The 25,342-nt window shown below is 64.2% G+C and carries 27 protein-coding genes; 22 read left to right on the top strand and 5 right to left on the bottom strand.

Annotation, left to right across the window (positions count from 1 at the left end; translation table 11 throughout):
- Positions 1–66: 66 nt before the first annotated feature.
- Complete coding sequence (locus ACOIX3_RS40535) at positions 67–1,041, bottom strand: 3-hydroxyacyl-CoA dehydrogenase NAD-binding domain-containing protein (RefSeq protein ID WP_420967580.1); 975 nt, start codon at positions 1,039–1,041, stop codon at positions 67–69.
- A 21-nt stretch (positions 1,042–1,062) separates the two neighbouring features.
- Positions 1,063–1,821, bottom strand: coding sequence for an acetoacetate decarboxylase (locus ACOIX3_RS40530; protein WP_420967579.1), 759 nt, complete (start codon positions 1,819–1,821; stop codon positions 1,063–1,065).
- A 311-nt stretch (positions 1,822–2,132) separates the two neighbouring features.
- Between ACOIX3_RS40530 and ACOIX3_RS40525 the strand changes: the two genes are divergently transcribed.
- From ACOIX3_RS40525 to ACOIX3_RS40470, 12 genes are all read left to right on the top strand, one after another.
- Positions 2,133–3,155 (top strand): AraC family transcriptional regulator, encoded by a 1,023-nt coding sequence (locus tag ACOIX3_RS40525; RefSeq protein ID WP_420967578.1) that lies wholly within the window; start codon positions 2,133–2,135, stop codon positions 3,153–3,155.
- A gap of 294 nt (positions 3,156–3,449) precedes the next feature.
- Entirely contained in the window at positions 3,450–4,532 is a 1,083-nt protein-coding gene (locus ACOIX3_RS40520; RefSeq protein WP_420967577.1) for an AraC family transcriptional regulator, read from the top strand.
- Between the two features lie 180 nt (positions 4,533–4,712).
- On the top strand, positions 4,713–5,522 hold the full coding sequence (locus ACOIX3_RS40515) for an esterase/lipase family protein (RefSeq protein ID WP_420967576.1): 810 nt from the start codon (positions 4,713–4,715) through the stop codon (positions 5,520–5,522).
- 60 nt (positions 5,523–5,582) lie between these two features.
- Positions 5,583–6,023, top strand: coding sequence for a TIGR01841 family phasin (gene phaP, locus ACOIX3_RS40510; protein WP_420967575.1), 441 nt, complete (start codon positions 5,583–5,585; stop codon positions 6,021–6,023).
- Positions 6,024–6,061: 38 nt separating this feature from the next.
- Positions 6,062–6,829 carry an SDR family oxidoreductase gene (locus tag ACOIX3_RS40505; protein WP_342708499.1) on the top strand — a complete coding sequence of 256 codons (768 nt, stop codon included), beginning with the start codon at positions 6,062–6,064 and terminating at the stop codon, positions 6,827–6,829.
- A gap of 28 nt (positions 6,830–6,857) precedes the next feature.
- Entirely contained in the window at positions 6,858–8,567 is a 1,710-nt protein-coding gene (locus ACOIX3_RS40500; RefSeq protein ID WP_420967574.1) for a long-chain-fatty-acid--CoA ligase, read from the top strand.
- A gap of 125 nt (positions 8,568–8,692) precedes the next feature.
- Entirely contained in the window at positions 8,693–10,237 is a 1,545-nt protein-coding gene (locus ACOIX3_RS40495; RefSeq protein ID WP_420967573.1) for a WS/DGAT/MGAT family O-acyltransferase, read from the top strand.
- A 98-nt stretch (positions 10,238–10,335) separates the two neighbouring features.
- Positions 10,336–11,670, top strand: a complete 1,335-nt coding sequence (locus tag ACOIX3_RS40490) for an MFS transporter (RefSeq protein ID WP_420967572.1) — start codon at positions 10,336–10,338, stop codon at positions 11,668–11,670.
- A 94-nt stretch (positions 11,671–11,764) separates the two neighbouring features.
- A complete protein-coding gene (locus tag ACOIX3_RS40485) occupies positions 11,765–12,361 on the top strand; it encodes an adenylate kinase (RefSeq protein WP_420967571.1) in 597 nt (198 codons plus the stop codon).
- A complete protein-coding gene (locus ACOIX3_RS40480; RefSeq protein WP_420967569.1) occupies positions 12,358–12,678 on the top strand; it encodes a hypothetical protein in 321 nt (106 codons plus the stop codon). Before ACOIX3_RS40485 ends, ACOIX3_RS40480 begins: the two co-directional genes overlap by 4 nt.
- A complete protein-coding gene (locus ACOIX3_RS40475; RefSeq protein WP_420967568.1) occupies positions 12,669–13,466 on the top strand; it encodes an SDR family NAD(P)-dependent oxidoreductase in 798 nt (265 codons plus the stop codon). Before ACOIX3_RS40480 ends, ACOIX3_RS40475 begins: the two co-directional genes overlap by 10 nt.
- A complete protein-coding gene (locus tag ACOIX3_RS40470; RefSeq protein WP_420967567.1) occupies positions 13,412–14,311 on the top strand; it encodes an esterase/lipase family protein in 900 nt (299 codons plus the stop codon). The genes ACOIX3_RS40475 and ACOIX3_RS40470 overlap by 55 nt, the downstream gene beginning before the upstream one ends.
- Before the next feature lie 27 nt (positions 14,312–14,338).
- On the opposite strand, the gene ACOIX3_RS40465 is transcribed toward ACOIX3_RS40470, so the two are convergent.
- Both ACOIX3_RS40465 and ACOIX3_RS40460 read right to left on the bottom strand, forming a co-directional pair.
- Positions 14,339–15,259, bottom strand: coding sequence for a LysR family transcriptional regulator (locus ACOIX3_RS40465; RefSeq protein WP_420967566.1), 921 nt, complete (start codon positions 15,257–15,259; stop codon positions 14,339–14,341).
- Positions 15,260–15,479: 220 nt separating this feature from the next.
- The gene (locus tag ACOIX3_RS40460; protein ID WP_420967565.1) at positions 15,480–16,382 is read right to left on the bottom strand and encodes a LysR family transcriptional regulator; all 903 of its coding nucleotides are present in this window, start codon (positions 16,380–16,382) and stop codon (positions 15,480–15,482) included.
- Positions 16,383–16,543: 161 nt separating this feature from the next.
- Here ACOIX3_RS40460 and ACOIX3_RS40455 point away from each other — a divergent pair, with 161 nt between their 5' ends.
- The 5 genes from ACOIX3_RS40455 to ACOIX3_RS40435 are packed head-to-tail and all read left to right on the top strand — an operon-like array spanning position 16,544 to position 20,578.
- Positions 16,544–17,371 carry a creatininase family protein gene (locus ACOIX3_RS40455; RefSeq protein WP_420967564.1) on the top strand — a complete coding sequence of 276 codons (828 nt, stop codon included), beginning with the start codon at positions 16,544–16,546 and terminating at the stop codon, positions 17,369–17,371.
- A gap of 19 nt (positions 17,372–17,390) precedes the next feature.
- Entirely contained in the window at positions 17,391–17,816 is a 426-nt protein-coding gene (locus ACOIX3_RS40450; RefSeq protein WP_420967563.1) for a cupin domain-containing protein, read from the top strand.
- Positions 17,813–18,640 carry a cysteine hydrolase family protein gene (locus tag ACOIX3_RS40445; protein ID WP_420967562.1) on the top strand — a complete coding sequence of 276 codons (828 nt, stop codon included), beginning with the start codon at positions 17,813–17,815 and terminating at the stop codon, positions 18,638–18,640. The genes ACOIX3_RS40450 and ACOIX3_RS40445 overlap by 4 nt, the downstream gene beginning before the upstream one ends.
- Complete coding sequence (locus ACOIX3_RS40440) at positions 18,634–19,992, top strand: FAD-binding oxidoreductase (protein WP_420971919.1); 1,359 nt, start codon at positions 18,634–18,636, stop codon at positions 19,990–19,992. Before ACOIX3_RS40445 ends, ACOIX3_RS40440 begins: the two co-directional genes overlap by 7 nt.
- Before the next feature lies 1 nt (position 19,993).
- Positions 19,994–20,578 carry an NAD(P)H-dependent oxidoreductase gene (locus tag ACOIX3_RS40435; protein ID WP_420967561.1) on the top strand — a complete coding sequence of 195 codons (585 nt, stop codon included), beginning with the start codon at positions 19,994–19,996 and terminating at the stop codon, positions 20,576–20,578.
- A 63-nt stretch (positions 20,579–20,641) separates the two neighbouring features.
- Here ACOIX3_RS40435 and ACOIX3_RS40430 read toward each other — a convergent pair whose 3' ends face one another.
- On the bottom strand, positions 20,642–21,040 hold the full coding sequence (locus tag ACOIX3_RS40430) for a RidA family protein (RefSeq protein ID WP_420967560.1): 399 nt from the start codon (positions 21,038–21,040) through the stop codon (positions 20,642–20,644).
- Here ACOIX3_RS40430 and ACOIX3_RS40425 point away from each other — a divergent pair.
- The 5 genes from ACOIX3_RS40425 to ACOIX3_RS40405 are packed head-to-tail and all read left to right on the top strand — an operon-like array spanning position 20,976 to position 25,342.
- On the top strand, positions 20,976–21,323 hold the full coding sequence (locus ACOIX3_RS40425; protein WP_420971982.1) for a hypothetical protein: 348 nt from the start codon (positions 20,976–20,978) through the stop codon (positions 21,321–21,323). The genes ACOIX3_RS40430 and ACOIX3_RS40425 overlap by 65 nt on opposite strands.
- A 5-nt stretch (positions 21,324–21,328) precedes the next feature.
- Positions 21,329–22,324, top strand: coding sequence for an ABC transporter substrate-binding protein (locus tag ACOIX3_RS40420; protein WP_420967559.1), 996 nt, complete (start codon positions 21,329–21,331; stop codon positions 22,322–22,324).
- A gap of 56 nt (positions 22,325–22,380) precedes the next feature.
- Positions 22,381–23,187 carry an ABC transporter ATP-binding protein gene (locus tag ACOIX3_RS40415; RefSeq protein WP_244549983.1) on the top strand — a complete coding sequence of 269 codons (807 nt, stop codon included), beginning with the start codon at positions 22,381–22,383 and terminating at the stop codon, positions 23,185–23,187.
- A complete protein-coding gene (locus ACOIX3_RS40410; RefSeq protein ID WP_420967558.1) occupies positions 23,184–23,984 on the top strand; it encodes an ABC transporter permease in 801 nt (266 codons plus the stop codon). The genes ACOIX3_RS40415 and ACOIX3_RS40410 overlap by 4 nt, the downstream gene beginning before the upstream one ends.
- Positions 23,981–25,342: an amidohydrolase family protein gene (locus ACOIX3_RS40405; protein ID WP_420967557.1), complete on the top strand. Its 1,362-nt coding sequence runs from the start codon at positions 23,981–23,983 to the stop codon at positions 25,340–25,342. The genes ACOIX3_RS40410 and ACOIX3_RS40405 overlap by 4 nt, the downstream gene beginning before the upstream one ends.

The raw sequence follows: 25,342 nt of genomic DNA, 5'->3' as shown, positions 1-25,342 counted from the left end.
CGCGTCTGGATTCCGAAAGATCGCGACCGCCTGTGTCTGCGAGCGCGCGCAGCTTTGAGAGCTCGACTATGTGCGATCCTTGCCGTTGCGTGCCGCCAGTACGTGCAGCAGCGCCACCTGCGTGTCGTCACGTTCGCGCTCCATCCGCGCGATCGGCGTCCTGCCGAAAGATGCCGCAGCCTGGTCGATGATCCTGCGCTGTAGCGCCTCGTCGAGATCGACTTGCGGAATCACCTTGAACGACGCGGCCATGTTCTTGCCGAGGTGCTGGAAGAACGATTCGAGTCCCTTCGGTCCGCCGCCCATGTGGAACGAGCTGAACGGCCCGTTCACGGCCCAGCGTAGCCCGATCGAGCTGGTGACGATGTCGTCCAATTCGTCGACCGTCACGACGCCTTCCTGCACGAGATAGCAGGCCTCGCGCATGATCGCGCGCTGCAGCCGGTTGGCGACAAAGCCTTGAATCTCCTTTTTGAGCACCCGCGGCACCTTGCCGAGCGCCTCGTAGAACGCCACGGCGTCGGCGGTGGCCTGCGGATCGGTTTGCTCGCCGGGAACGACCTCGACGAGCGGGATCAGATGCGGCGGGTTGAAGGGATGACCGACGAGCAGCCGGCTGGCATCCTTCATCTCCTGCGCCTGCTCGGTGGCCGGCCGCGCCGAGCTCGACGACAACAGCAACGCATGCCTCGGCACCGCTGCCTCGATCTGTGCCCAGAGCTGCTGTTTCCATTCGGGTTTCTCCGGGCCGTTCTCCTGCACGAGGTCGGCACCGGCGACGGCGCGCGCGAGATCCGGCTCGAAGCGCAGGTTGCGCTCCAACCCCTCGTGCGGCAGGCCGAGCTTCAGCAATGTCGGCGCGATCTTGATCAGGGCGTCCTTGGTCGTGGCCTCGATGCCGGGCTGCGGATCGTTGATCACGACATTGAGCCCGTGCGCGAGAAACAGCGCTGCCCAGGAGGAGCCGATGACGCCGGCCCCGATAACGCACACATTGCGATAGCGGTTGAGCGCCGCGGCGCGATCTGCGGATGATGGCATGGCTTGCTCCGATGTGTCCGCTTACCGCGGCTGATCGAGATAGTTGTGGCACCGCTTGGCGCGGGACAGCGTCAAGTCGGTCATGATGTGGCTGCACGCGACGATCTCGCGCACCGGAAAATCGGCCATCGGGGCCAATGCGTGGGCGAACAGCTCCAGCCGGGCCGGGCCGGTCCAGGCGCCCTTGACGGTGATGTCGGTGATCTCGGAGCGCAGCAGCTCGCAGATGCGCGGCTCGCCCGCCGGCTTCGGACTGTCATAGGTCCACAGGATCTTCAGCATGAAGGTCGGTACGCAGATCTCGGCCTTTGCCTTTTCGAGGTCCAGCGTGCGGTGCTTGTAACCCATCGTCGCGGTGGCCACGCGCAGGCTGCCATAATCCATTGTGCCGACCAGCGTGTCGGAATCGATATAGAGCCTCGGCTTGCCGATCACCTTGGGATAGCCGCTGATTTCGCGGCCGGACGCCAGCGCCGGCAAGCTATCGAGGTACATCGCGTGAAGGTACTCACCCTTTTCGTCGCCAAGGCGCACCTGGACGGCCTGGCCGCATTCGGTGTAGTCGCCGAGACCGGAGGTGTCGGGCATCCGCATGATTTCCCAGCGGACCAGCGGATCGTCGATCTCCAGCGGCTCGGGAACGACGGCGCGCAACGCCTCGATGTCGGTGCGATACAGGATGTTGAGGTATTCGCGGTTGGTGAAGCGAAACGGTCCGCGGGGAAATGCCGGGGCGCCGATTGGCGTCGTCAGCTGCTTGAGAATGTCCTCCCGTCGCATCTGCTCCTCCCTTGATAGCGCTTGCCGCGGCCCGTGTGGGCCTCCGGCTGGGTGCCGGTTGTCGAGCAAGGCATCGCGAGCCTAGCGATCTCGCGAGGCGGAGAAAGGTGCGATTGGACCGCCGACCGGGTGACTTCCGGACGCGGAATGCGGCGCGCGCAGCGCGCGGGTACCCGATCATTGCGTCGCCTGCGTGATCGGGCTTACGTTTGGAGCGGTAGATCATCGTGGAGCGGAAACGCGCGGAATGCGAGGGACATGCGATCGGAATGACTAGGCAGGACTCGCACGCAAGCCAATCGCCGAGCCGAATGCTGCCCAGCTTCGCGCAGCGAATATTCCCGCCACATTCGATCGCGGCCATCGCGGCCGAGCTTCGCGAGCAGGGCATTGATCCAGCTGAGGTTCTCGATGGCACCGGGCTTGTGATCGGCCAGCTCGAGTCGCATACGACGCGAATATCCTATCGGCAGCTCGACACGGTGATCCGCAATGCGCTGCAACTGGCAAGGGACCCCGCCATCGCGCTGCGCTCCGGAGCGCGAATGCATGTTACCGCCTATGGCATGTACGGATACGCGCTGCTGAGCAGTGCAACGCATGCGGAGGCCCGCGACTTCGCCGCGCGATACATCCGCGTGGTGGGTCCGTTCTGCGATTTCGGCCTCTCCTATGATGGTGAGACGGTGGTGGCGACGTTCCAGCCCATGCACTGGCCGAATCCGACCGAGAGTGTGCATCGCTTCGCGGTGGAGTTCGCACTGGCCGCGCATCTGACGACCATTCGCGACCGCTCCGGTCAGGGCTTCGGGTTCTCGCGCGTGCTGCTCGACTATGCACCGCCGCCATCCACAGCGGCGTATCGTGATCTTCTCGGATGTCCGGTCCTGTTCAATCAGCATCATTGTGGATACGAATACGCGCGCAATGACGGCCCGCGGGCGCTCGCAAATCCGCGTACCCACGCCATGGCGCGGGAGATGTGCGAGGAGATCCTCGGCGAGGTGAACCGCGCCGGCGGCGTTGCTGCCGATATCCGCCGGCTACTGATCGAGCAGCCGGGCAGTTATCCAAGTATCGAGGCGATCGCCGAGCAGCTCGACATCTATCCCCGCGCGCTGCGGCGCAGGCTCGAGGCGGAGGGAACCTCATATCGCGGCCTGCTTGCCGAGGTGCGGATGCGGCTCGCGATCGAGTATCTGCGCAAGACGCGCATGACCAATGAGGAGATCGCGAGCCGCCTCGGCTACAGCGACGCGGCCAACTTCCGCCACGCCTTTTCGCGCTGGACCGGCAGGAATCCATCCGAGTTCCGGGGCGACGAGGGTCTTTAGACCCCGAGATATCCGAGGGGCGCTTCGCCGGCTCTGTCCGTAGTTCACCGGCAAATCGGTTCAATCGAACCTTTTGTGCGGCCGAAGCGCGCGTAAGCTCGGCGCCGTGGTTGCGCTCGCGATCGCGTTCTCCCAACCTGGACCGCCCTCCCTCGGCGGTCTTTCTTTTTGGCCGGTCTTGTCCGGAACTCACCCCCAAACGCGACCAATCGAACCTTCCGCTGCCTGGTTCGGCTTACTACCCTCCCGGATTGCGGGACCGGAAACAGGCGCGCAAGGCGGACGAGGAAGCTCGTGTATCACCCGTCACCAAATCTCCTGCAGTGTCTCTATTCGCCGCAACGGATCGCTGCGGTGGTGGACGTCCTGGCCGAGGACGGGATCTCCGCGTCACGCACGCTCGGCGGGGCCGATCTGACGAGCGCCGACCTGAGGGATTCGTCGGTACGCGTCTCCTATCGGCAGGTCGGGACGGTCTTTCGCAATGCGATGCGGCTGTCGCGGGATCCGTCGGTCGCGTTTCGCGCCGGAGAACGAATGCATGTCATGGCTTACGGCATGTATGGCTATGCCATGCTGAGCAGCCGGACCCGAGCCGAAGTCATCGACTTCGCGGCCAAGTATGGTCGCATCCTCGGAACGGTCGCCGACATCGACCTTGCCCGCAAGAACGATACGGTGAGCTGCCTGCTCGAGCCTCTGCTCTCACGCGATCCGGCCGATGACGTCTATCGGTTTGCGCTTGAATTCGCCTTTGCGACCTATCAGACGCTGAGCCGTGACGTCTATGGCAGCTCGTTCCGTTTCTCGAAGCTGAGCGCCGCCTATGCGCCGCCGCCGCACGCCGGGACCTACGATCGCATCTTCCAGTGTCCGGTCGAGTTCGATCAGTGCAGGAACGCGCTGGAATTCGACGCGGCCTGGATCGACCATCCGGCGGTCTGCCCCGACGAGATGACCAGGGCGATGGCAGGCCGGCTCTATGATCAGCTTTTCGATCATGTCGCGGGGGACGACGGCCTCGCCGCCGACATCCGGCGACGGCTCGTGGAGCATCCCGGCCGCTTTCCGAGCATCGAGGCAATGGCGGCGGAGCTCATGATTCATCCGCGGACGTTCCGCCGCAGGCTACAGCTGCAGCGGAAAACCTACCGGCAGATCGTCTCCGAGGTCCGTATGCAGCTCGCCGTCGGCTATCTGCGCAACACGCAAATGACCAATGACGAGATCGCCGCGCGGCTCGCCTACAGCGACGCGGCGAACTTCCGCCACGCTTTTGTCCGCTGGACCGGCAAGAGCCCTTCGGACTTCCGCGAGCGTCGGGCATCACGCATCGCAGCAGGGGCGCAAGATTTATTGGCGGATGTCCCAAACTAACCGGTCAAACGGGCCAATTGCACCTTTTACGGGTCTGACCTGCTCGATAGCGTTTTGAGACCAAGAGGATGCGCGGCTGCGCGATCGGGTCCGCACGGAGCCGCTCGCGGAGCGAGGCAGCAATCATAAAATGTCGGGTCGTGCGGGACACGCTGCATGATCCGGGAGGGGACATTCTGCATGAATACGGTCGTCGACCGCTCTGCGCCGCCGTCGCAATTGCTGCTCGCGCTCGAGGTGCGTGGGATCTGGGAGCTGCAGGCGTTCTTCGCAAGCTACCCGCTGCTTCGCCGCGCGCCGCGCGGCGACGGACATCCGGTCCTCGTATTGCCGGGGCTCTCCGCCAGCGATATCTCGACGCGACCGTTGCGCGCCTACCTGAAGGCGCAAGGCTACGCGGTACATGGCTGGAAGCTTGGACCCAATCGCGGACCGCGTCCCGGCGTCGAGGCTGCCATGGACGCAAGGCTGGCCGAGCTCGCCGAGCGATACAAGCGCAAGGTCAGCCTGATCGGCTGGAGCCTCGGCGGCGTCTTTGCCCGCGAGATTGCACGGCGCGCACCCGATCTGGTCCGCCAGGTGATCACGCTCGGCAGCCCGTTCGCCAACGAGCCGAAGGCAAGCAATGCCTGGCGTCTCTACGAGATCCTGAGCGAGCGCCAGGTCGACGACTGGCCCGACAGGGACATGATGAAGTCGCCGCCGCCGGTACCGAGCACCGCGATCTACTCACGCACCGACGGCATCGTCTCGTGGTGGGGTTGCCGCGAGCAGCATGCTGAGCGGACACAGAACATTGAGGTCGAAGGCAGTCATTGCGGGCTCGGACACAATCCGGCCGTGCTCTATGCGATTGCGGACCGCCTCGCGCTCGGGGAGGAAGAATGGTCGCCATTCGACCGCAGCGGTCTCCGCGGCATGGTGTACCCCGATCCGGATCGGGCCGATGACAGCGTCGCCCTGTTTCGGCCGCGTTGGCCGGCGGCCTGACGCGTAGTCCACGGGTCGGCGTTTCGCCGCCGCCAGCCAAACACCAGAAGGAGGACGTCGATGGGGACCGATGACAGGCAATCCGACGCAGGTGGCACGGGCGCGATGCCGTGGCTCGGGGATCTGAAGAAAATGGCCGAGAAGTTCGCGCTGCCCGGGTTCGATATGGCCGCGTTGGTCGAGTGGCAGCGCAAGGACATGGAAGCGTTGGTGGAGGCGAACCGGCAGGCCTACGAAGGCATCCAGGCGCTGGTCAGCCGGCGCAACGAGATCCTGCAGGAGACGCTCGCGCAGTGGCAGGCGGCGATGCAGGGCTTCGCGGGCGGTGAAGGCATGACGAAGCAGACGGAGACCGCCAGGCAGCAGGTCGAGAAGGCGGTCGCGGATTTCCGCGAGCTGTCGCAGCTCGAGGCGCAGGCGCGTAACAACGCCTGGAAGGTCATGCAGGAGCGCATGCAGGAGAACCTTACGAATCTTCAGAAGCTGTTGCAGCCGAAATAGTGCTGCGCGTGTGAGGCGCCAACCATCGGGGGAAAGCCATGAGTCTGGCCAAGTTGCAGGACTTGACGGGTCGCGTCGCGCTCGTCACGGGCGGATCGCGAGGTCTCGGTCTTCAGATCGCCGAGGTGCTAGGCGAGCTCGGGGCTAAGGTCGCGATCACTGCGCGCAAGCGGGATGAGCTTGATGCCGCGGCTGCTCACCTCAAAGGGCTTGGCATCGAGGCGCTTCCGGTGGTTTGCGACATGGGCAGGTTGGAGACAATCGCGCCGATGATCGAGCAGGTCGTGGCCGCGCTGGGCCCGATCGACATCCTCGTCAACAATGCCGGGACTTCCTGGGGTGCCGCCACGATCGAGCATACGCTCGACGGCTGGAACAAGGTGATCAACCTGAATGTAACCGCGATCTTCATCGCCACCCAGGAGGTCGGCCGCCGCTGCATGGTGCCGCGGCGGAGCGGCAAGGTGATCAACATCGCGTCGATCCAGGGCCTTACCGGCTGCTATCCGGAAGGCACGCCGACACTGGCCTACAACACGAGCAAGGGCGCGGTCGTCAATCTGACCCGCACGCTCGCCAATGAATGGGCGCCGCTCGGGATCAACGTCAACGCGATCGCGCCGGGCTATTTCCCGACCAAGATGACCGCGCAGCTCGACCAGAGCGCGACCGCGCATATGGCGCCGATGAATCGCGAAGGGGGCCCCGAAGATCTCAAGGGCGTCGCCGCGCTCCTCGCCTCCGATGCCTGTGCATTCATCACCGGCCAGACCATCGCGGTCGACGGCGGCGTGACCGCCGTCTGATCCGAAAGACCATAAAGGGAGAGATCTCATGAACGACATGCCCTGGATCCGATCCTATCCCGACGGCGTGCGCTGGGACATCGAGATCGCTGCCGGACCCGTGCAGAAGATATTGGGCGATGCCGTTGCCAAATGGCCGGATCGTCCCGCGATCGATTTCATGGGCAAGCGGATCAGCTATGCCGAGCTCGGGCGGCTCACCGATCGCGTGGCCAAGGGCCTGCAGCTGCTCGGCGTGAAGCCGGGCGTTCATGTCGGCCTCTATCTGCCCAACACGCCGCACTACATCATCTCGTTCTTCGGCATCCTCAAGGCAGGCGGCACGGCGGTCAATTACTCGCCGCTGGACACCGCCATGGTGCTCGAACACAAGATCGAGGACAGCAAGACCGATATCCTGATCACGCTCGACATGGTTTCGCTCTATCCGCAGATGGCGGCGATGCTGGGCAAGACGAGATTGAAGAAGCTGGTGGTCGGCTCGCTTGGCGAGATCACGGCCGACCCCGACACCGTCGTCAACGAGATGAAGGCGGCCAAGCAGCTGAGCGAAGTCGCCTGGGATGATCATCACATCAGCTTCGGCCAGCTGACCCATAATGATGGCGCCTACCGGGCCTATCCGATCGATGATCCGCGCGAGACGATCGCCGTGCTGCAATACACCGGCGGGACGACAGGGTTGCCGAAGGGGGCGATGCTCACCCACGCCAACCTGACCAGCGCGTGCCAGCAGTACCGGGCGACGACGGCCGGCTCGCCGCCGGTGCTGGTCGATGGGCAAGAGCGCTTCCTGGCTGTCTTGCCACCGTTCCACATCTACGCGCTTTCCGTGAACGTGCTGTTCGGCGTCTTGATGGGCGCGGAGATCATCCAGCACGTCCGTTTCGATCCGAAAGCCGCGCTCGAGGAAATCTCGACGAAGTCGGTCAGTGTCTTCTGCGGGGTGCCGACCATGTTCACCGCGCTGATCAACCATCCAGAGACGCCGAAGCACAGCCTGCGCGCGTTGAAATACTGCGGATCCGGCGGCGCGCCGTTGCCGCTTGAGGTAGCACAGCAATTCGCCTCGATCACCGGCTGCAATTTGAGCGAAGGCTGGGGTATGACCGAGACCTCGCCGAGCGGCACCTACACGCCGGCGCAACATGGCGCCATGCGCAAGGCCGGCTCCTGTGGCATGCCGATGCCCGGCATCGTCATCAAGTTCCTCAACGTCGACGACGGCAGCGGATACGTCCCGCTCGGCGAGCGCGGCGAGATCTGCATCAAGGGCCCGAATGTCATGAAGGGCTACTGGAATAAGCCGGACGCCACTGCCGAAGTGACGACCGCAGACGGCTACCTGCGCACGGGCGACGTCGGCTACATGGATGAGGATGGCTTCATCTTCATCGTGGACCGCACCAAGGACATGCTCCTGTGCAGCGGGTTCAATGTGTATCCGCGTGTCCTCGAAGAGGCGATCTACAAATATCCCGCGGTCGAGGAGGTCGCCGTCATCGGCATCCGCGACGAGTATCGCGGCCAGTCGCCGAAGGCGTTCATCAAGCTGAAGGCGGATGCCAAGCCGTTCAAGCTCGAAGAGCTGCAGGCGTTCCTCAAGGACAAGCTCGGCAAGCACGAAATGGTGCAGGCGCTCGATATCCGCGCCGAACTGCCGAAGACCGCGGTCGGCAAGCTTTCGAAGAAGGAGCTGTACGACGAGGAAGAGCGCGCCGCCCGGGCGCAGGCCTGAGAGCGCCTGCGTGAAGCTGCGGAGAGGTGTCAGGCCCGACCGCAATGCAATGACCGTGACGCGCGAGATATCGGCATACGGTCATCAAGACGGCGATCGCCGTCACAACGTCATCGGAGGGAAGAATGGATCAACTCAGCAGCATGGATGCATCGTTCCTGCATCTCGAAACGCCGGAGACGCCGATGCATGTCGGCAGCCTCATGATCTTCGATCTCCCCGAGGGCTATCAGGGCGACTACTACGAGGATGTCAAGGAGATGCTCGGCAAGCGTCTCCATCTCTCGGCATTGCTGAACCGCAAGCTGGCGCAGATGCCCTTCCAGCTCGCGGAACCGGTCTGGATCGAGGACGATGATATCGAACTCGATTATCATGTGCGGACCGTCACCTTGCGGCGGCCAGGCACCATGGCGCAGCTCGAGCAACTTGTTGCGCGATTGCACGCCTCGCTGCTCGACCGCAGCCGTCCGCTGTGGGAGATGTATGTCATCGATGGCCTCGAGAACGGCCAGGTCGCGTTCTACACCAAGGCGCATCACAGCGGCGTCGACGGCAAGGCCGGTGTCGAACTCGCCAAGGTGCTCTATGATGTCTCGCCCAAGATGCGCGAGGTGCCGCCGCCACGGCGCAAGCGCGCCGCCGTGCAATACCAGCTCGGCGTGACCGAGCTATTGCAGGCGGCGGCCAACAACGCGGCCCAACAATATCGCAAGCTCGCGGAGCTCCTGCCGACGGCGGCCAAGGCGCTCGGCACGGCCGCGAGCGTGGTGGCCAGCCAGCGGTCGCAGAAGGGGGAGCGCTCGCTGAGCCTTGGCCTGGCACCGAAGACGGTGTTCAACGACTCCATCACCAATCAGCGCTCCTACAGCACGATGTCGTTGCCGCTTGCCGACATCAAGGTCCTGGGCAAGCGTGTCGGCGGCACCGTCAACACCATCGTCATGGCGATGTGCAGCATCGCGTTGCAACGCTTCCTCGCCGAGCGCGGCCTGCTGCCCAAGGAGGCCCTGATCGCGATGGTGCCGGTTAGCCTGCGTGCGGTAGGCGACAAGGCGATGAACAACCAGGTTTCCGCGGTACGCGTCGACCTGGCGACCGATATCGATGACCTGCCGACCCGCTTCAAGGCGATCCACGCGTCATCCGAGGCGGCCAAGGCGGTCGTGCGCGAACTCAAGCCGGTGCTCGGTGTCGATGTGCCGATCACGGGTTCGCCGTGGCTGATGACCGGGCTCGCCTCGCTGCTTGGCCGCTCCAACCTCGCCAGCCGCATGCCGGCAGCGGGCAACGTGCTGATCTCCAATGTGCCGGGACCGGGGCAGAATCTGTACATGGCCGGTGCACGGATGGTGCATTATTTCCCGGTCTCGATCCCCTATCACGGCAGCGCGCTGAACATCACGGTGCACAGCTATGCGGGCCTGCTCGAATTCGGTCTGACCGCATGCCGGCGTGTGCTCACGCAGGACGAGTCCTACGAGATGATCGAGCATCTCCGGGCGGCCTTACGCGCGATCGAAGCCCTGCCGCCGGTCGAGGCCGAGATCGTCGAGCTGACGACGCCGGCTACGGCTCAATCGAAGGCGGCCGCGGCGTCGGTGACAGTCATTCAGACAGACGAGGTGCCGCCGGCCGCCGCAAACGACAAGGCGAGCCGGGCCAGCTAGGCGCCGGGGCCTTCAACGCGTCACATCGCCGGAACTGGGGACGTCACCGCGGTCTCCCGCTCGGCGTCGGAATCAAAAGAACATTGGAGGACACCAGGATGCACCCACCCGCCGCAAAGGGATCTCTGTCGGTACTGGAAAGCCCGGCGCACAAATCCCTGTTCTCGAAGATCGATTGGCGCCTAATCCCGCTTTTGTTGATCGCCTATATGATCGCCTATCTCGACCGCATCAACATCGGCTACGCACAGCTGCAGATGAAGCAGACGCTGCCGTTCGACGATGCGGTCTACGGTCTCGGCGCGGGCATCTTCTTCATCGGATACTTCCTGTTCGAGGTGCCGAGCAACCTGCTCCTGGAGCGGATCGGCGCGCGCAAGACCCTGCTGCGCATCATGGTGCTATGGGGGCTCGCGGCATCCGCCATGATGTTCGTGTCGACACCGTTCCAGTTCTATCTCGTCCGGTTCCTGCTCGGTGTGTTCGAGGCCGGCTTCTTTCCCGGCGTGATCCTGTACTTCACCTATTGGTATCCATCGGTGCGGCGCGGGCAGGTGATCGCCACCTTCATGTCGGCGACGACGATCGTGTCTGTGATCGCCGGTCCGCTGTGCGGCTCGATCTTGAAATATCTCGACGGTGCCGGCGGCCTTCATGGCTGGCAGTGGCTGTTCCTCGTCCAGGGCCTACCGGCGTTGATTCTTGGCATCCTGGTTTACGCCTTGCTCGAGGACAAGCCCGCGCAGGCCGCGTGGCTCTCGAAGGACGAGAAAGCCCTGCTCGAGGATACCTTCCAGCACGACGAGAAAGACATCGCGAGCGAACCCTCGGGAACGTTCGGGCAGATGCTGAAGGACCCCAAGGTCTATGTGCTGTCGTTCGTCTATCTGCTCCTGCTCGGCGCGACCTATACGATGGTGTTCTGGATGCCGACCCTGATCCAGAGCTGGGGTGTCAAGGATCTGTTCCTTGTCGGCGTTTATGCTGCGATCCCGAATGCAGCCGGCGTCATTGGCATGATCCTGATCGGCCGACACTCCGACAAGTGGCACGAGCGTCGCTGGCACTATGCCGCCTGCGTCGCGATCGCCGCGTTCGGCCTGTTCATTACCACGATGCTGCAAGGCAACCTCGTCGGATCAATCCTTGCGTTGTCCTTTGCAGTGATCGGAATTGCGTCGGCGACGCCGCTGTTCTTCGCGCTGACCAGCGAATATCTGTCCACCGGTGCCGCCGCCGGAGGGCTTGCGCTGATCAGCAGTCTCGGCAACCTCGGTCCGGCGATCAGCCCTTCGATCAACGGACTGATCGTGCGAGGCACCGGCGACAACATCTACAGCATGTACTTCGTGATGGCGCTCTACGTGCTGTCGGGATTGCTGTTGCTGCTGTCGATGCGGCCTGCCCCCAGTGCGCGGCTGGCGATGGCGTGAGGACAATTCGAGCGGCCCGGCTCGCGCGGAGCCGGGTTGCTCGACGCCCCGTCGGAAAGCTGCCGGTGATCAAGCGAATATCGGGACACATGCGATGAGGATCGTTCTGCTGGGGCCGCCCGGTGCGGGCAAGGGAACGCAGGCGAGGCGCCTGGTCGAGGAGTACGACATACCGCACCTTTCGACAGGCGACATGCTGCGTGCTGCGGTCGACGCGGACACCGGCATCGGACGGAAGGTCAAGGATATCATGGTGAGTGGTGGGCTGGTTCCGGATCAGCTCGTGATCGCCGCGGTGATCGAACGCATCTCGCAAGCGGATGCCACGCGTGGCTTTGTGCTCGACGGCTTCCCGCGGACGATGGCACAGGCGGTCAGATTCGACGATCTGCTCGATACCGAAGATCTTGCGATCGACCACGTCGTCGAGCTGAAGGCCGACGAGACGGCGTTGCTGGACCGGATCGAGGCGCGGGCCCGTGAAGCGCGAGAGCAGGGCGGCGCGGTGCGCGCCGACGACAACCACGAAACGCTCAAGCTGCGGATCGACGCCTACAACGAGCAGACCGCGCCGTTGGTCGACTACTATCGATCGCGGAACATCCTCAGAACCGTCGACGGACTGCAGCCGGTCGAGGCCGTCGCCCTCGACGTCGTCAGGGCGATCGGCCAAGATCGTTCGGTGACGTGATGCCGTCGACGCAAGACCGCGATCTGCAAGCCCGACTGTCGGGCCATGTCGACCGGATCGAGGTGCTGGAACCGTTGCGCAAGTCGCTTGGCGAGGTGAACGAAACGGCCGATCAATTCGAGCAGGCCCAGGCGTTGCTGCGGGCGATCGAACGGTTCTCCCGCACATATGCTGCCGACCGGAAGTGCGCCGGCACGCCTGCCGAGCTGGCGCGGCGCGACGAACGCCGGCTGGCGCGGCGGCGGCTTGTTGCGCGCGCCGTTCGTGGATTGCGCAGAACCGTTCTGGCAGCGAAGGGAGGCGCCTCATGTCGGTGAGCGCAAATGAAGGTCAATGCGCGCTGGTGACCGGCGCATCGGGCGGCATTGGGCTCGAGCTCGCGCGCGTGCTCGCGGCCAATCGCTTCAGCCTCGTGCTGCTGGCTCGCAGCCGCGATAAGCTGCAGGAGCTCGCCCGCGAGCTCAAGGCCGATCATGGCACCAAGGTGACCATCGTTGCCGCCGATCTGAGCGAGCCGGCGGCGCCGCAGGCGGTGTTCGATTCGCTAAGGGACGCCGGCGTGCGGGTCGACCTGCTGGTGAACAATGCCGGCCTTTTGCTTGAAGGACGCGTCAGCGCAATCGGCCTCGATGACCAGTTGCGGCTGCTGCAGGTCAACGTCGTCGCCATGACGGCATTGACTCGTCTCTTCCTCACGCCGATGCTCGAGCGCAACAGTGGACGGATCTTGAACGTTGCGTCGGTCGCGGCGTTCATGCCGGTGCCGAACCTTGCGGTCTATGCCGCGTCAAAGGCCTATGTGCTGTCGTTCGGCGAGGCATTGTCCCAGGAATTGAGCGGCAGCAAGATCACGCTGACGACGTTATGTCCCGGCGTGACCGACACCGGGATGGTCCACGGCACCAATCTCGGCAACATGCCGAGCATGATGATCATGGATGCGAAGACCGTCGCGCAGGAGGGCTACCGCGCCTGCATGGCGGGAAAGCCGGTGCATGTCGCAGGACTTGCCAACGAGCTGGCGGTCCAATGGATCAAGTATCAGCCGAGTTGGCTGTTGCGGGCCATCGGCGGGGTGTTCGGAAAGACCGCCCCGCCGAACTGACGTCTCGTGCTCGCCGGGCGATGCACGGTTGCGGGGCTGTTCTCGACCATCAACAAGGGACGTTACTCATGGGACGTGACGAGCAGACCGTCGAACCACCCTCGCTCACGCTGCTTGCCGCGGAAGGGCGCGGCTTTCTCGACATCCCGGCGCTTCTTGCCGTGGCGGCGCCGCTTCTGGCGACCGCGCCGCGGGGGCAGCGGCATCCGGTCATGGTTCTGCCCGGGCTAGGCGCCGATGACCGGTCGACGTTGGCGATACGCTCGTTCCTCGAATTCCTCGGTTATCAGGTTCATGGATGGGGCCGCGGCCGCAATGTGCGCGCGCCGGACGCGGACCTTTCCGCCGTGGTGGCTCGGGTCATCGAACTCGAAAAGCAGGGCGGCTCGAAGGTCAGTCTGGTCGGCTGGAGCCGCGGCGGCATCATCGCGCGCGAGGTTGCGCGGCAGATCCCCGCGGCGGTGCGGATGGTCATCACGCTCGGCAGTCCGTTCGCGGCTCCGGGTGCGAGCAATGTCCGCGCGATCTGGCGGCTTCTGACCGGCCAGAAATATGAGCCGCCGACCGCCGAGCGGATCAGTCGCCTCGCGCAACCGATTCCCGTGCCGACAACATCGATCTATACCCGCACCGATGGCGTGGTGGCGTGGCGCGCCTGCCTGGAGCAGGAGGGTGGGGAGCGCGAAAACGTCGAAGTGAACACGACGCATATCGGGCTTGGCTTTCACGCGCCGGCGCTGTGGGTGATTGCCGATCGCCTCGCCCAGCCGACGGGAAGCTGGAAGCCGTTTCGACCGCCTCCGCAGGTCGCGATCTGGTTTCCGGCAACGACGCGTCGCGATTGAGATCGCAAAGGCGCGGCCTGCCACAGTCTACCGCGCACTGCTTCCCGATGATCGCATCTCGCCGACCATCATCCGCAGCAGCTGCATCGCAGCGGGCGGCAACGTGCGTCCCTGACGCGAGACCACGTGGGTGCGGCCACGATGCAGCAGCGCGTTCTTCATCGGCAGCGCCACCACCTTGGCGGCGTCGGCCTCCGGCATCGCAAGGCGCGATGCCAGCGCATAGCCAAGTCCGGCGGTCACGTAATGGGCGAGCGCGTCGAACGAGGCGGTCGTAAACGCGAAATTGAGGCGGACGCCTTCGCTGATCTCGGCGGCCTGGACATGCTGGCGCAGGCCGTAATTCGGATGCATTGCGGCGCCCGGGTAGGGTGCGAGGTCGGCGAGCTTGAGCGGCCGACCGAGCTGGGTCAGCGGATGCCCGCGCGGCACCACGGCCCTGATCGGATGCGGCTGCGAATGATGCGAGCGCAGTCGATCGTCGCGAGGCGGATTGAACAGGACACCGATATGCGCGCGTTCTCCGACGATCTGCTGGACGATCTCGTCGGTGCTCCCGATGTCGAGGCTGATCGTGATCTTCGGATGGCTTTGCATGAAGCGGCACAGGCAGCTCCTGGCCAGCCAGTCGACATAACCTTCGCCCGTCACGAGATCGATATGACCCGACTCGACCTTGCGGATGCTGTCCATCTGCGCGAGCAGCGCCTGTCGTTCGCCCTGCTGGCGGTGCAGGTAGGCGGCCAGCAGTTGGCCGGCGTCGGTCGGCGCTACCCCGCGGCCCCGCCGCTCGAGCAGGCGCGCGCCATACTCCTTCTCGAGCAGGCCGAGTGCCCGGCTGACCGCCGAGGCGTCCATGCCGAGCGCACCGGCGGCGCCGCGCACGGAGCCGCTATTGAGCACCTCCATGAAATAGTGCAGTCGGCGCGGCTCCAGCTTGGCGCTCATCGGCATGGTCCTGATCATTGCAAACAGTGCAGCGAATATTCAATCGTGCGGCCATTTATGCAAGCACGTCGGGGGTGGGGTCGCGATAACGGCCAGGCATCGGGAGTTGGGTTCGCGATGCGGTCGCGCATCAGTTTGCGCCGAAGCTCCAGCTTGTCGGATTGACGCGTTTTCCTCACGCGAACCGGTGTCCGCTTCGTTCGAAAACGCCGTGGTCGGTCTACAAGATCGTATCCTGCATCATGGCCTTGAGCATCTCGGCGAGAACACTCGCAATGGCGCTGGTGCCACGCTCGTGGCCGATCAGCATCAGCGCCTGGGCATCGTTGGTGAGTTCGCGGACCGGAACGTAAGCGAGCCGGCCCGCCCGGCGTTCGAACTCGATGTCGAACGGAGTGAGGAACGTGATGCCGTTGTCCAGGATTGCGGCGTGCCTCATGATCTCGATGGAATTTGTCTCGATGATCGGCCGGAGATCCAGTGCGGCTCTGGTGAAAACGGCGTCGAGGTAGGGCCGTATCGCGCTGCTGGTGTCGGCAATGATAATCGGAAAGTCGACACAGTCGTTGAGACGAATACTGGCGCGTTTCGCCAATGGATGGTCCGGGGCCATCACCCCGCCAAGCTTGGCGACCGCGCGCGCGAGCAACTTCAGGTTCGCATCTTTTGCGAAATCGAAGCCGATCCCGAGATCGGCCTCTCCGTTTGCGACCGCCGATTGGATCTCTGCTCCGGTATTGAAGAGCGTCAGGTTCAGCTTGACGCGGGGGTTGGCGAGGCGGAATTCCTTCACCGTGCCCGGTACGAGGTTGGAGGCGAGCCCGCTCATCATCGCGACCGTAATCTCGCCGCGGCGCAGTCCCTTGAGTTCCTCGATCTTTGCCTGAGCCCGCGTCAACTCCTTCAGCGTCTGCCGGATGTGCCCGATCAGGACTTCGCCCGCGGCGGTCAGGATCAGCTTCTTCGGCAGACGCTGGAAGATCGGGGTGCCCAGTTGCGTTTCGAGGGCGAGGATCTGGCGGCTGATGGCGGAGGCTGCGACGTTGAGGTGGTTTGCCGCCTTGCGGATCGACCCGGTCCGCGCGACCTCGTCGATGTAGCTCAGGAGGCGGCTGTGCAGCATGGTTACCGATCCGAAAGATGATGCGCGGAGCTTGGCGTGGCGTTGCCCAAAAGGCAACAGGGTTGCCGAATCTAAGCGCTTTGAAGTGATGGATGCGCGTGCAAAATCCTCCGTCGGTGGCCGACGCATGTGCGCGGCCGGCCAACGGCTTGGGTCTTGCAATGGCAGTCAAATCTCGCTGGTGGTGGGATCTCTCGACACGTGACTTTGCCGAACTCGATGGCGAACGAGCGGTGGCGATCCTTCCGGTCGGCGCCGTCGAGCAGCATGGACCGCATCTGCCGGTCAAGGTCGATGCGGCGATCGGATGGGGGATCGTGACCCGCGCGGTCGAGTTGATGCGCCCTGATTGTCCCGCGCTTGTGCTTCCGCCGTTGCCGTACGGCAAGTCCGACGAGCACCTTGCGTTTCCGGGCACGCTGACGCTCTCGTATGAAACGCTTGGGAAAGTGTGGTCCGAGATCGGAGAGTCGGTGTACCGCGCCGGGATCCGCAAGATCCTGTTCCTGAACTCGCATGGCGGTCAGCCGCAGCTGCTCGAGATCGTTTGCCGCGACCTTCGCGTCCGCCTCGGCATGTTTGCGGCGACGGCGATGTGGCCGCAACTGATTGACATGACCGATCTGTTCGACGCGGACGAGATCCGTCACGGGATTCACGGCGGCCAGATCGAGACCAGCGTGATGTTGCATCTGGCGCCGGATTCCGTGGTGATGGGCCGGGCCGAAAACTTCGAGCCCGCGACGACACGGATCGCGCGCGATTTCGAGATGCTGGGGCTCGAAGGCGCCGTCAAATTCGGCTGGCAGACCCAGGATCTCCACCCCAAGGGTGCCTGCGGCGACGCCACCAAGGCTACCGCCGAGCTCGGCAGGATGGTGGTCGAGCGCGCGGCCGCGCGCCTGGTCGCGCTCGTCGACGAGATCGTCCGATATCCGCTGGCGGCGGTTGCGACCCGCACCGCGTTTGATCGGCCCCGGCCGATCTGACCACGACAGGAGCCGACGCATGGCATTCGGTATCGCGCAACTTGCCAAGGCCAAGGCCTTTCGCATCTCGCCGAACGACACGAACTATTTCGCAATCTTGTTCGATCATACGACCGATCGAATAGACAACATCTTCGTCATCGAGATTTTCCGGCCCGGCGGGGCCACGCCGCCGAACGAGCACGCCATCGCGCATGAGTTCTTCCACGTCCTGCACGGCGAAGGACTTGCCAGCTGCGACGGCAGGACGGTGCCGATCCGGAAGGGCGATTCGCTGCTGCTGCATCCAGGCTCCGAGCACGTGATCGAGAATACCGGGGCCGGCAAGCTCTACACGCTCACGGTGATGACGCCGAACGAAGGATTTGCGGAGCTGATCCGTGGCGGCGAGCCGGTCGAGCTCGATGCGGAGGATCTTCGCGTGCTGCAGGGGCACCAGGCATGAACGTCGCTCCCCGCCATGACCCGGCCGCCGAACCGCTGACGCCGTTGGGCTCGAGCGAGCGCAACCGCTGGCTGGTGTCGGACAGCCGCGCCGATTTGGTACGACAGCCGGCCGCGCCGCGCCCGGTTACGCTCCGGACCGACGGCAAGGTGATTTCGATCGACCTTGCGCGCAGCGCCATCATCATCGTCGATATGCAGAATGATTTCTGCCATCCGGACGGATGGCTGGCCCATATCGGGGTCGACATTGCGCCGGCGCGTGCACCGATCGAACCGTTACGGCGTCTGCTGCCGGTGCTGCGCGATTGCCGGCTGCCGGTGATCTGGGTCAACTGGGGTAACCGGCCCGACCGGCTCAATCTCAGCCCGGCACTGCTGCATGTCTACAAGCCGAGCGGCGCCGGCGTCGGGCTCGGCGACGCGCTGCCGCGCTCCGGGGCGAGAGTGCTGGAGCGTGGCAGCTGGTCTGCGGCCGTCGTCGAGGAGCTCGCCGTCAGCTCCTCCGATATCGAGGTCGCAAAATACCGGATGTCGGGTTTCCAGGATACCGAGCTCGACAGCATTCTGCGCAATCTCGGCGTCACGACGCTGATGTTTGCCGGCGTCAACGCCGACCAGTGTGTGTTGTGCACGCTGCAGGACGCCAATTTCCGCGGCTACGATTGCCTGCTGCTGCAGGATTGCACGGCCACGACGTCGCCGGATTATTGCCTTGCCGCCACGCTCTACAACGTTCGCCAGTGCTTTGGCTTTGTCGTCAGGTCGGACGAGGTCCTGTCCGAGCTCAGCCAGGTGCAATGCAGCCGGGGCGAGACATCGTGAGCGAAGTTTCAGCCGGCGCACTGGACAGGCTGGTCGCCGATCTCGGCGACATGACGGTGATCAGCGACCACAAGGTGGTGCGGCGCCGTTCGCGTGACTTCTTCTGGTACAGCCCCATCCTGAATGATCTGCTGAATGATAAATCAGCGGACCTGATCGTCGTCCCGCGGGACGAACGCGACGTCCTTCGGCTCGCCGCGGCCTGCGCGCGCCATCGCGTGCCGCTGACAGTCCGCGCCGGCGGTACGGGAAACTATGGTCAGGCCGTGCCGCTCCAGGGCGGGGTGCTGCTGGATATCATGGCGTTGTCAGCCATTGAATGGACGGCGCCCGGAGCGATACGAGTTGGCGCGGGCGCCAAGCTCAATGCCATCGACGCCGACCTGCAGCCGACGGGCTGGGAACTGCGCATGCATCCGTCCACCAAGCGCACGGCGACGATCGGTGGCTTCGTTGCCGGCGGCTCCGGCGGCATCGGATCCGTGACGTATGGCGGATTGCGCGAACCGGGCAATATCCAGGCGGCCCGGGTCGTCACCGTCGAGGAAACGCCCCGGATCATCGAATTGCGCGGCGAGGCGGCACAAAAGATCAACCGCGCCTATGGCACCACCGGGATCATCACAGCACTGGAAATGCCGCTGGCTCCGGCCTGGCGCTGGATCGACGTCGTCGTCTGCTTCGGTGACTTCCTGGATGCGGTGGCGGTCGGCTACGAGGCAGCTCTTGCCGATGGCATCACGAAGAAGGTGCTGTCGCCGGTCAGCTGGCCGCTTCCCTCCTACTTCGGTGCGTTGAGACCATGCGTGGCCGAGGGTCAGAGCATCCTGATCGCGATGATCGCCGAGCCGTCGCTCGAAAGCTTTAAATCGTTGCTCGGTCGTCGCGGGACCATCACGCTGGAGACCCCGACCGATGACAGCCCGGGCCGGGTGCCGCTCTACGAATACACCTGGAATCACACCACGCTGCAGGTCCTGAAGTCCGATCGCACCGTCACCTATCTGCAATGTCTCTATCCGCATGATGCCCTGATGGAGAAAGTTGCCGAGATGAGGGCGCTGTTTCCCGATGAGGTGCTGCAACATCTCGAGTTCATCCGCTTTGGCGGCCGGGTCACCTGCAGCGGCTTGCCGGTCGTGCGCTACCGCGGCGCTGAACGGCTGAACGAGATCATCCGGATGCATGAGGAGCGCGGTGTTTTCATCGCCAATCCGCACGTCTACACGGTCGAGGATGGCAGCCGCTACAAGCGCGCTGACGCCAATCAACTGGGGTTCAAGCGCGAGGTCGATCCGCACAATCTGCTTAATCCCGGCAAGATGCGGAGTTTCGTTGCTGCCGGGCCGTGACATGCGCGTCCTCTATGTCTACTGCCATCCGCTTGCCGACAGCTTCCACGCCGCGATCCGTGGGGAAGCGCTGGCCGGGCTTGCCGAAGCCGGCCACGCCGTTGATCTGCTCGATCTCTATGCGGAGGGCTTTGATCCGATCCTGACGGCCGAACGTCGGCGCGACTACCATGATCCCGTGCGCAACCGGCACAACAATCAGGCCTACGCCGATCGCCTGATGGCGGCCGACGCGATCGTCGTACAGTTTCCGACCTGGTCGTTCGGGCCACCGGCCATGCTCAAGGGCTGGTTCGATCGCATGTTTGGTCCCGGCATCGCGCTCGATCTGTCCGATCCCGCGCGGGCGCGGCCGATGCTGCATCACATTCGCCGCATCTCCGGCATTGCGACCTACGGCCGCCCGCGCTGGCAGGCGATTGCGATGGCCGATCCGCCGCGCAAGCTCATCAAGCGATATCTGCCGTGGTTCACCGGGGCAAAGGCGACGACGCGCTATCACGCGCTCTATCACATGAACGTTGCCACGCCGGCCAAGCGCGCGCACTTTCTGGCCAAGGTCAGGCACGAAATGCGCCGGTTCTAGAGCCTGTTCCGTCCGAAGACGCGCTTTCTCCGCGAAACGAGATGCACTCCGCGCGGAAGCTCTCTAGCTCGGGTCCGGCGCGGCCGCGACCGCTTCGATCTCGACCAGGAATTCCGGCCGGCTGAAGCCGGACACGATCATCAGGGTCGAGGACGGCGGCGTCCCGGGAAATTGCCGGTCACGCGACCGCATGTAGCCCTGCATGTGCTCGCGGGCCGTCACATAGGCGTTGAGCCGGACGATGTCCGCCAGTGTCATCCGATCTTCGGCGAGGATCGCTGCGATGTTCGCAAAACAGAGATCGGACTGCGCCTCGCTGTCCGCAGGGATTGTCTCGTCGCCAGCGATGCCGAGCTGCCCGGACGTGAACACCAGGCGGTGTCCGGCCGGCACGACGATGCCGTGGCTGTATCGTGCGAACGGGGGACGAATTGCAGGAGGGGAAAGCGCGCGCAAGCTCATCGCCACAGGCTCAAAAGTTGTCATTGCTGCTGCGAGCTTAGGCCAAGACGCCGATGCCCGGCATGCCGAAATTTGGCTGATCGGCGCCGCCATTTGGTGCCGCTTGCTCAAAAAATCGGCGTTGCCGGAAAGGCAACGGATCGCTCGAATCAAAATGCTTTCGGGCGACAGTCGTCGCGTGCATCCTGAGTTCATCGAGGATGCGGTCCGTGCGCGAGCACATTCCCGTCCAGACAGTATTGACGTCATCCGCAGCCGGCATTCACCGGACGATCAAAGGTAGCCACGATGGCCATGACGATTGCCTCCCGAACGATTGCCTCCGCCCTGGTGGGGGCCGCCATGTTTGCGATGTCGTTCGCACCCGCCCTGGCCGCCGACAAGGTCACCTTCCTCACCAGCTGGTTCGCGCAGGCCGAGCATGGCGGATTCTACCAGGCCAAGGCGACAGGTCTCTATGACAAGGCCGGTCTCGACGTGACCATCAAGATGGGTGGTCCCCAGGTCAACGGCACGCAGCTCCTGCTCGCAGGCGATGCGGACTTCATCATGGGTTACGACATCCAGGTGATGAAAGGACGCGAGCAGAACCTGCCGCTCGTGACTGTCGCATCGTCGTTCCAGTTCGACCTGCAGGGGATCATGACCCATGATGACGTGCCGGACCTGGCCGCGCTGAAGGGCAGGCCGGTCTTGATCGCGGGATCCTCGCGGGTGACGTTCTGGCCGTGGCTCAAGGCCAAGTACGGTTACAGCGACGACCAGATCCGGCCCTACACGTTCAACCTGCAGCCGTTCTTCGCTGACAAGACCATGGCACAGCAGGCCTACCCGTCATCCGAGCCATATCAGGCGCAGGAGCAAAAGGAGAAGGTGAAGTTCTTCCTGCTGGCTGACGGCGGGTATCCACCCTATGGCTCGACAATCGTGACGACTGAGAAAATGGTCGCCGAGAAGCCGGATGTGGTGGCTCGCTTCGTCAAGGCGTCGCTCGAAGGTTGGCGCGACTATCTGCAGAATCCTGCTCCGGCGAACGGCCTGATCAAGGCCGACAATCCCAAGATGACCGACGGGCAGATCGCATTTGCGATCGAGAAGCTCAAGGAGAGCAAAGCGGTCGACGGCGGCGACGCAGCGAAGCTTGGCATCGGCATCATCACCGCCGAGCGGTACAAGCAAGTCTACGACTTCCTGGTGGCCGGCGAACTGCTCGATCCCAAGACCGCGTGGCAAAAGTCGTTTGACGACCGTTTCGTCAAGGATCTCAGGATTGGCGTGAAATAGGAGCGTCCATGAACGTTCTGCCGCCGCCCTACACGTTCGACGACGACACCGAGCCGATGACGACCTCCGAAGGCCGCCCGCCCGTCGTCGAGGTGCTCTCGGCGGAGAAGCTGTTTCCGAACGGCACGCGGGGCCTTGCACCGATCGATCTCACGATCGCGGACGGCGAATTTCTGACGCTGATCGGCCCCTCCGGCTGCGGCAAGAGTACGTTGCTCAAGCTGATCGCCAATTTGATCGAGCCAACCGACGGTCGGCTGTTGTGGTGGCGCGGCGACCATCGCCAGGTCGGGCAGCAGGGGAGGCGGCTCGCCTTCGTGTTCCAGGAGCCGACGCTGATGCCCTGGGCGCGTGTCGAGGCCAATGTCCGACTGCCTCTGGAGCTTGCCGACATGCCCAGGGTGAAGGCGGCCCCGCTGGTCGAGGATGCGATCGCGCGTGTCGGCTTATCGGCGTTCAGTCAACACTACCCGCGGCAGCTGTCGGGCGGCATGAGGATGCGGGTATCGATCGCCAGGGCGCTGGTGACGCAGCCCAACCTCCTCCTGATGGACGAGCCGTTCGGCGCGCTCGACGAGTTCACGCGCAACAGATTGGACGACGATCTCGTTCGGCTGTGGTGGGAACGCAAGCTTACGACGGTGTTCGTCACCCATTCGATCTATGAGGCTGTGTTCCTCTCGACCCGGATCATCGTCATGGCTGCCGGTCCCGGCCGCATCTTCCGCACCATGACGATCGACGAGCCGCAGCCGCGCGAAGTCGGGTTTCGCGACAGCCCGAAGTTCGCCGCCTATTGCCGGGAGCTCTCGACCTGGCTCGCTGAAGCTTCGCTGCCGCGGTCGGGCGGGGGCGAAGCATGAAGCCGCTCCTGCAATCGGACGCCTTCGTCCGGGTCGCGGCTCCGGTCGCCGTCGGGATCGTGCTGTTCACCCTGTGGGAGGCCAGTTTCCGCCTGGCCTCCGTTCCCGTGTACCTGTTTCCCAAGCCGAGTGATATCTTCATAAGTCTTGTGCAGCACGGGCCGTCGCTGCTGCGTGCCCTGCTGGTGACCTTGCGGGTGACGCTGCAGGCCTTCATCGCGGCGACCGTGCTCGGCACCCTGATCGCATTCATGTTTGTGCAGAGCCGGGCGATCGAGGTCAGCCTGTTTCCCTATGCGGTGCTGCTGCAGGTGACGCCGGTGGTCGCGATTGCGCCGCTGATCATCATCCTCGTGAAGAACACCCAGCTGTCGCTGACGATCTGCGCAACCCTGGTCGCGCTATTCCCGATCATCTCGAACACCACGTTGGGTCTGCGCAGTGTCGATCCAGGCCTTGCCAATTACTTTCGGATGAACCGGGCGAGCCGCTTGAAGACCTTGATCAAGCTTCGCATCCCCGGCGCGTTGCCGTACTTTTTCGGCGGGCTGCGCATCTCGAGCGGCCTCGCGCTGATCGGCGCAGTGGTCGCGGAGTTCGTGGCGGGCACGGGAGGGCGGTCGTCGGGCCTCGCCTATGAGATCCTCGATGCCGGTTTCACGCTCGATATTCCCCGCATGTTCGCGGCGCTGTTCCTGATCACGTTGACCGGCGTCGTGCTGTTCAGCGTCATGGCGGCGCTTTCGCGGTTTGCGTTGTCAAACTGGCATGAAAGCGAGATCCGGGCCGAGACATGACATCAATGCTGATCGAGAATGCCGCCGGGATCTTCACGGGCCTGTCGGGCGATGCGATGCGAACGACGGGTGCGATCCGGATTCGCAATGGTGTGATCGTCGCAATCGGCATGCTGCAGCCGGAGCCAGGCGAGCGCACGCTCGACGCAAAGGACTGCGTGATCTATCCGGGTCTCGTATCGACCCATCACCACATGTTCCAGAGCGTGCTGAAAGGTGTCCGCGAAGGCATCAATCTTCCGCTCGCAGGCTGGCTGCGTTCGGTGCCCTACCGCTTCTGGTCGGCCATCGACGAGGAGGCGTTGGCGGTTGCCGCGCGGATTGCGCTCGCCGAACTGCTTCTGTCGGGCACCACCACGGTCGCCGATCACCACTATCTGTTTAGCGACACGTTTCGCTTCGATCCGGCGCAGGTGATTTTCGATGTTGCCCGCAGCCTCGGCGTCCGCCTCGTGTTCTGCCGCGGGGGCGCCACCGTCAGCCGCCATTTCGACACCGACCAGTTCGTGCCGATGCCGGTCGAAACGCTGGACCGGATGCTGCAATCGGTCGAGGCCTGTGCGCAGCGCTTCCACGATCCGTCGCCGGACAGCCTGACCCAGGTCGCGCTGGCGCCGACCACGCCCACCTGGTCGCTGGATCCGGGCGAGTTGCGCGAGGTGATCGCCGCCGCGCGGCGAATGAAGCTGCGGCTGCACAGCCATCTTTCGGAGACGTCGGATTATGTCGACTTCTGTTTGTCGGTTCATGGCAAACGGCCGGTCCACTGGCTCGCGGAGCACGACTGGCTCGGCGAGGACGTCTGGTTCGCGCACCTCGTACATCTCGATCCGGAGGAGGTGGCGATCCTGGCCCGCTCCGGCACCGGCATGGCGCATTGTCCGCAATCCAATTGCCGCCTCGGCTCCGGTGTCGCGCCGGCGGACGCGATGGCCCGGCTGGGCGGCGCGGTGTCGCTCGGCGTGGATGGTGCAGCCTCCAACGAGGCGGCCGACATGATCAGCGAGATGCATAGTTGCTGGCACACACATCGCGCCGTGAAGGGAGCCGACGCGGTGACCGCGGAAGACGTGGTGCATTGGGCCACGGCGGGAGGTGCGCGCGTGCTGGGCCTGCCGCGGATCGGTACGCTGGCGCCGGGCCAGCAGGCCGATATCGCCATCTTCAGCCTGGACCAGCCACGCCACTTCGGCATGCACGATCCCATGATCGCGCCGGTGACGTGCGCAGGTTCGGCGCACGTTCGCCATTTGCTGGTCGGTGGTCGCCCGGTCGTCGAGGACGGCGCGATTCCCGGCCTCGACATGCAGAAGCTGAAATTCGATGCGGCCCGCGTTGTCTCGCGTCTGGCTGCCTGA

It is taken from the genome of Bradyrhizobium sp. B120 (genome assembly GCF_049075665.1).
Classification (GTDB): domain Bacteria; phylum Pseudomonadota; class Alphaproteobacteria; order Rhizobiales; family Xanthobacteraceae; genus Bradyrhizobium.
Note: the sequence above shows the minus strand (reverse complement) of the source record. Positions and strands in the feature narration are given on the sequence as shown.

Excerpts from the sequence above, each read along its gene's own strand:
- ACOIX3_RS40430 (WP_420967560.1), bottom strand. The coding sequence starts at position 21,040 with ATGAGCTTGCGCGCGCTTTCCCCTCCTGCAATTCGTCCCCCGTTCGCA.
- ACOIX3_RS40485 (WP_420967571.1), top strand. The coding sequence starts at position 11,765 with ATGAGGATCGTTCTGCTGGGGCCGCCCGGTGCGGGCAAGGGAACGCAG.
- ACOIX3_RS40405 (WP_420967557.1), top strand. The coding sequence starts at position 23,981 with ATGACATCAATGCTGATCGAGAATGCCGCCGGGATCTTCACGGGCCTG.
- ACOIX3_RS40445 (WP_420967562.1), top strand. The coding sequence starts at position 17,813 with ATGAACGTCGCTCCCCGCCATGACCCGGCCGCCGAACCGCTGACGCCG.
- ACOIX3_RS40515 (WP_420967576.1), top strand. The coding sequence starts at position 4,713 with ATGAATACGGTCGTCGACCGCTCTGCGCCGCCGTCGCAATTGCTGCTC.
- ACOIX3_RS40425 (WP_420971982.1), top strand. The coding sequence starts at position 20,976 with ATGCCGTGGCTGTATCGTGCGAACGGGGGACGAATTGCAGGAGGGGAA.
- ACOIX3_RS40475 (WP_420967568.1), top strand. The coding sequence starts at position 12,669 with ATGTCGGTGAGCGCAAATGAAGGTCAATGCGCGCTGGTGACCGGCGCA.
- ACOIX3_RS40495 (WP_420967573.1), top strand. The coding sequence starts at position 8,693 with ATGGATCAACTCAGCAGCATGGATGCATCGTTCCTGCATCTCGAAACG.
- ACOIX3_RS40460 (WP_420967565.1), bottom strand. The coding sequence starts at position 16,382 with ATGCTGCACAGCCGCCTCCTGAGCTACATCGACGAGGTCGCGCGGACC.
- ACOIX3_RS40535 (WP_420967580.1), bottom strand. The coding sequence starts at position 1,041 with ATGCCATCATCCGCAGATCGCGCCGCGGCGCTCAACCGCTATCGCAAT.
- ACOIX3_RS40450 (WP_420967563.1), top strand. The coding sequence starts at position 17,391 with ATGGCATTCGGTATCGCGCAACTTGCCAAGGCCAAGGCCTTTCGCATC.
- ACOIX3_RS40435 (WP_420967561.1), top strand. The coding sequence starts at position 19,994 with ATGCGCGTCCTCTATGTCTACTGCCATCCGCTTGCCGACAGCTTCCAC.
- ACOIX3_RS40505 (WP_342708499.1), top strand. The coding sequence starts at position 6,062 with ATGAGTCTGGCCAAGTTGCAGGACTTGACGGGTCGCGTCGCGCTCGTC.
- ACOIX3_RS40420 (WP_420967559.1), top strand. The coding sequence starts at position 21,329 with ATGGCCATGACGATTGCCTCCCGAACGATTGCCTCCGCCCTGGTGGGG.
- ACOIX3_RS40500 (WP_420967574.1), top strand. The coding sequence starts at position 6,858 with ATGAACGACATGCCCTGGATCCGATCCTATCCCGACGGCGTGCGCTGG.
- ACOIX3_RS40465 (WP_420967566.1), bottom strand. The coding sequence starts at position 15,259 with ATGAGCGCCAAGCTGGAGCCGCGCCGACTGCACTATTTCATGGAGGTG.
- ACOIX3_RS40530 (WP_420967579.1), bottom strand. The coding sequence starts at position 1,821 with ATGCGACGGGAGGACATTCTCAAGCAGCTGACGACGCCAATCGGCGCC.
- ACOIX3_RS40410 (WP_420967558.1), top strand. The coding sequence starts at position 23,184 with ATGAAGCCGCTCCTGCAATCGGACGCCTTCGTCCGGGTCGCGGCTCCG.
- ACOIX3_RS40525 (WP_420967578.1), top strand. The coding sequence starts at position 2,133 with ATGCTGCCCAGCTTCGCGCAGCGAATATTCCCGCCACATTCGATCGCG.
- ACOIX3_RS40490 (WP_420967572.1), top strand. The coding sequence starts at position 10,336 with ATGCACCCACCCGCCGCAAAGGGATCTCTGTCGGTACTGGAAAGCCCG.
- ACOIX3_RS40455 (WP_420967564.1), top strand. The coding sequence starts at position 16,544 with ATGGCAGTCAAATCTCGCTGGTGGTGGGATCTCTCGACACGTGACTTT.
- phaP (WP_420967575.1), top strand. The coding sequence starts at position 5,583 with ATGGGGACCGATGACAGGCAATCCGACGCAGGTGGCACGGGCGCGATG.
- ACOIX3_RS40415 (WP_244549983.1), top strand. The coding sequence starts at position 22,381 with ATGACGACCTCCGAAGGCCGCCCGCCCGTCGTCGAGGTGCTCTCGGCG.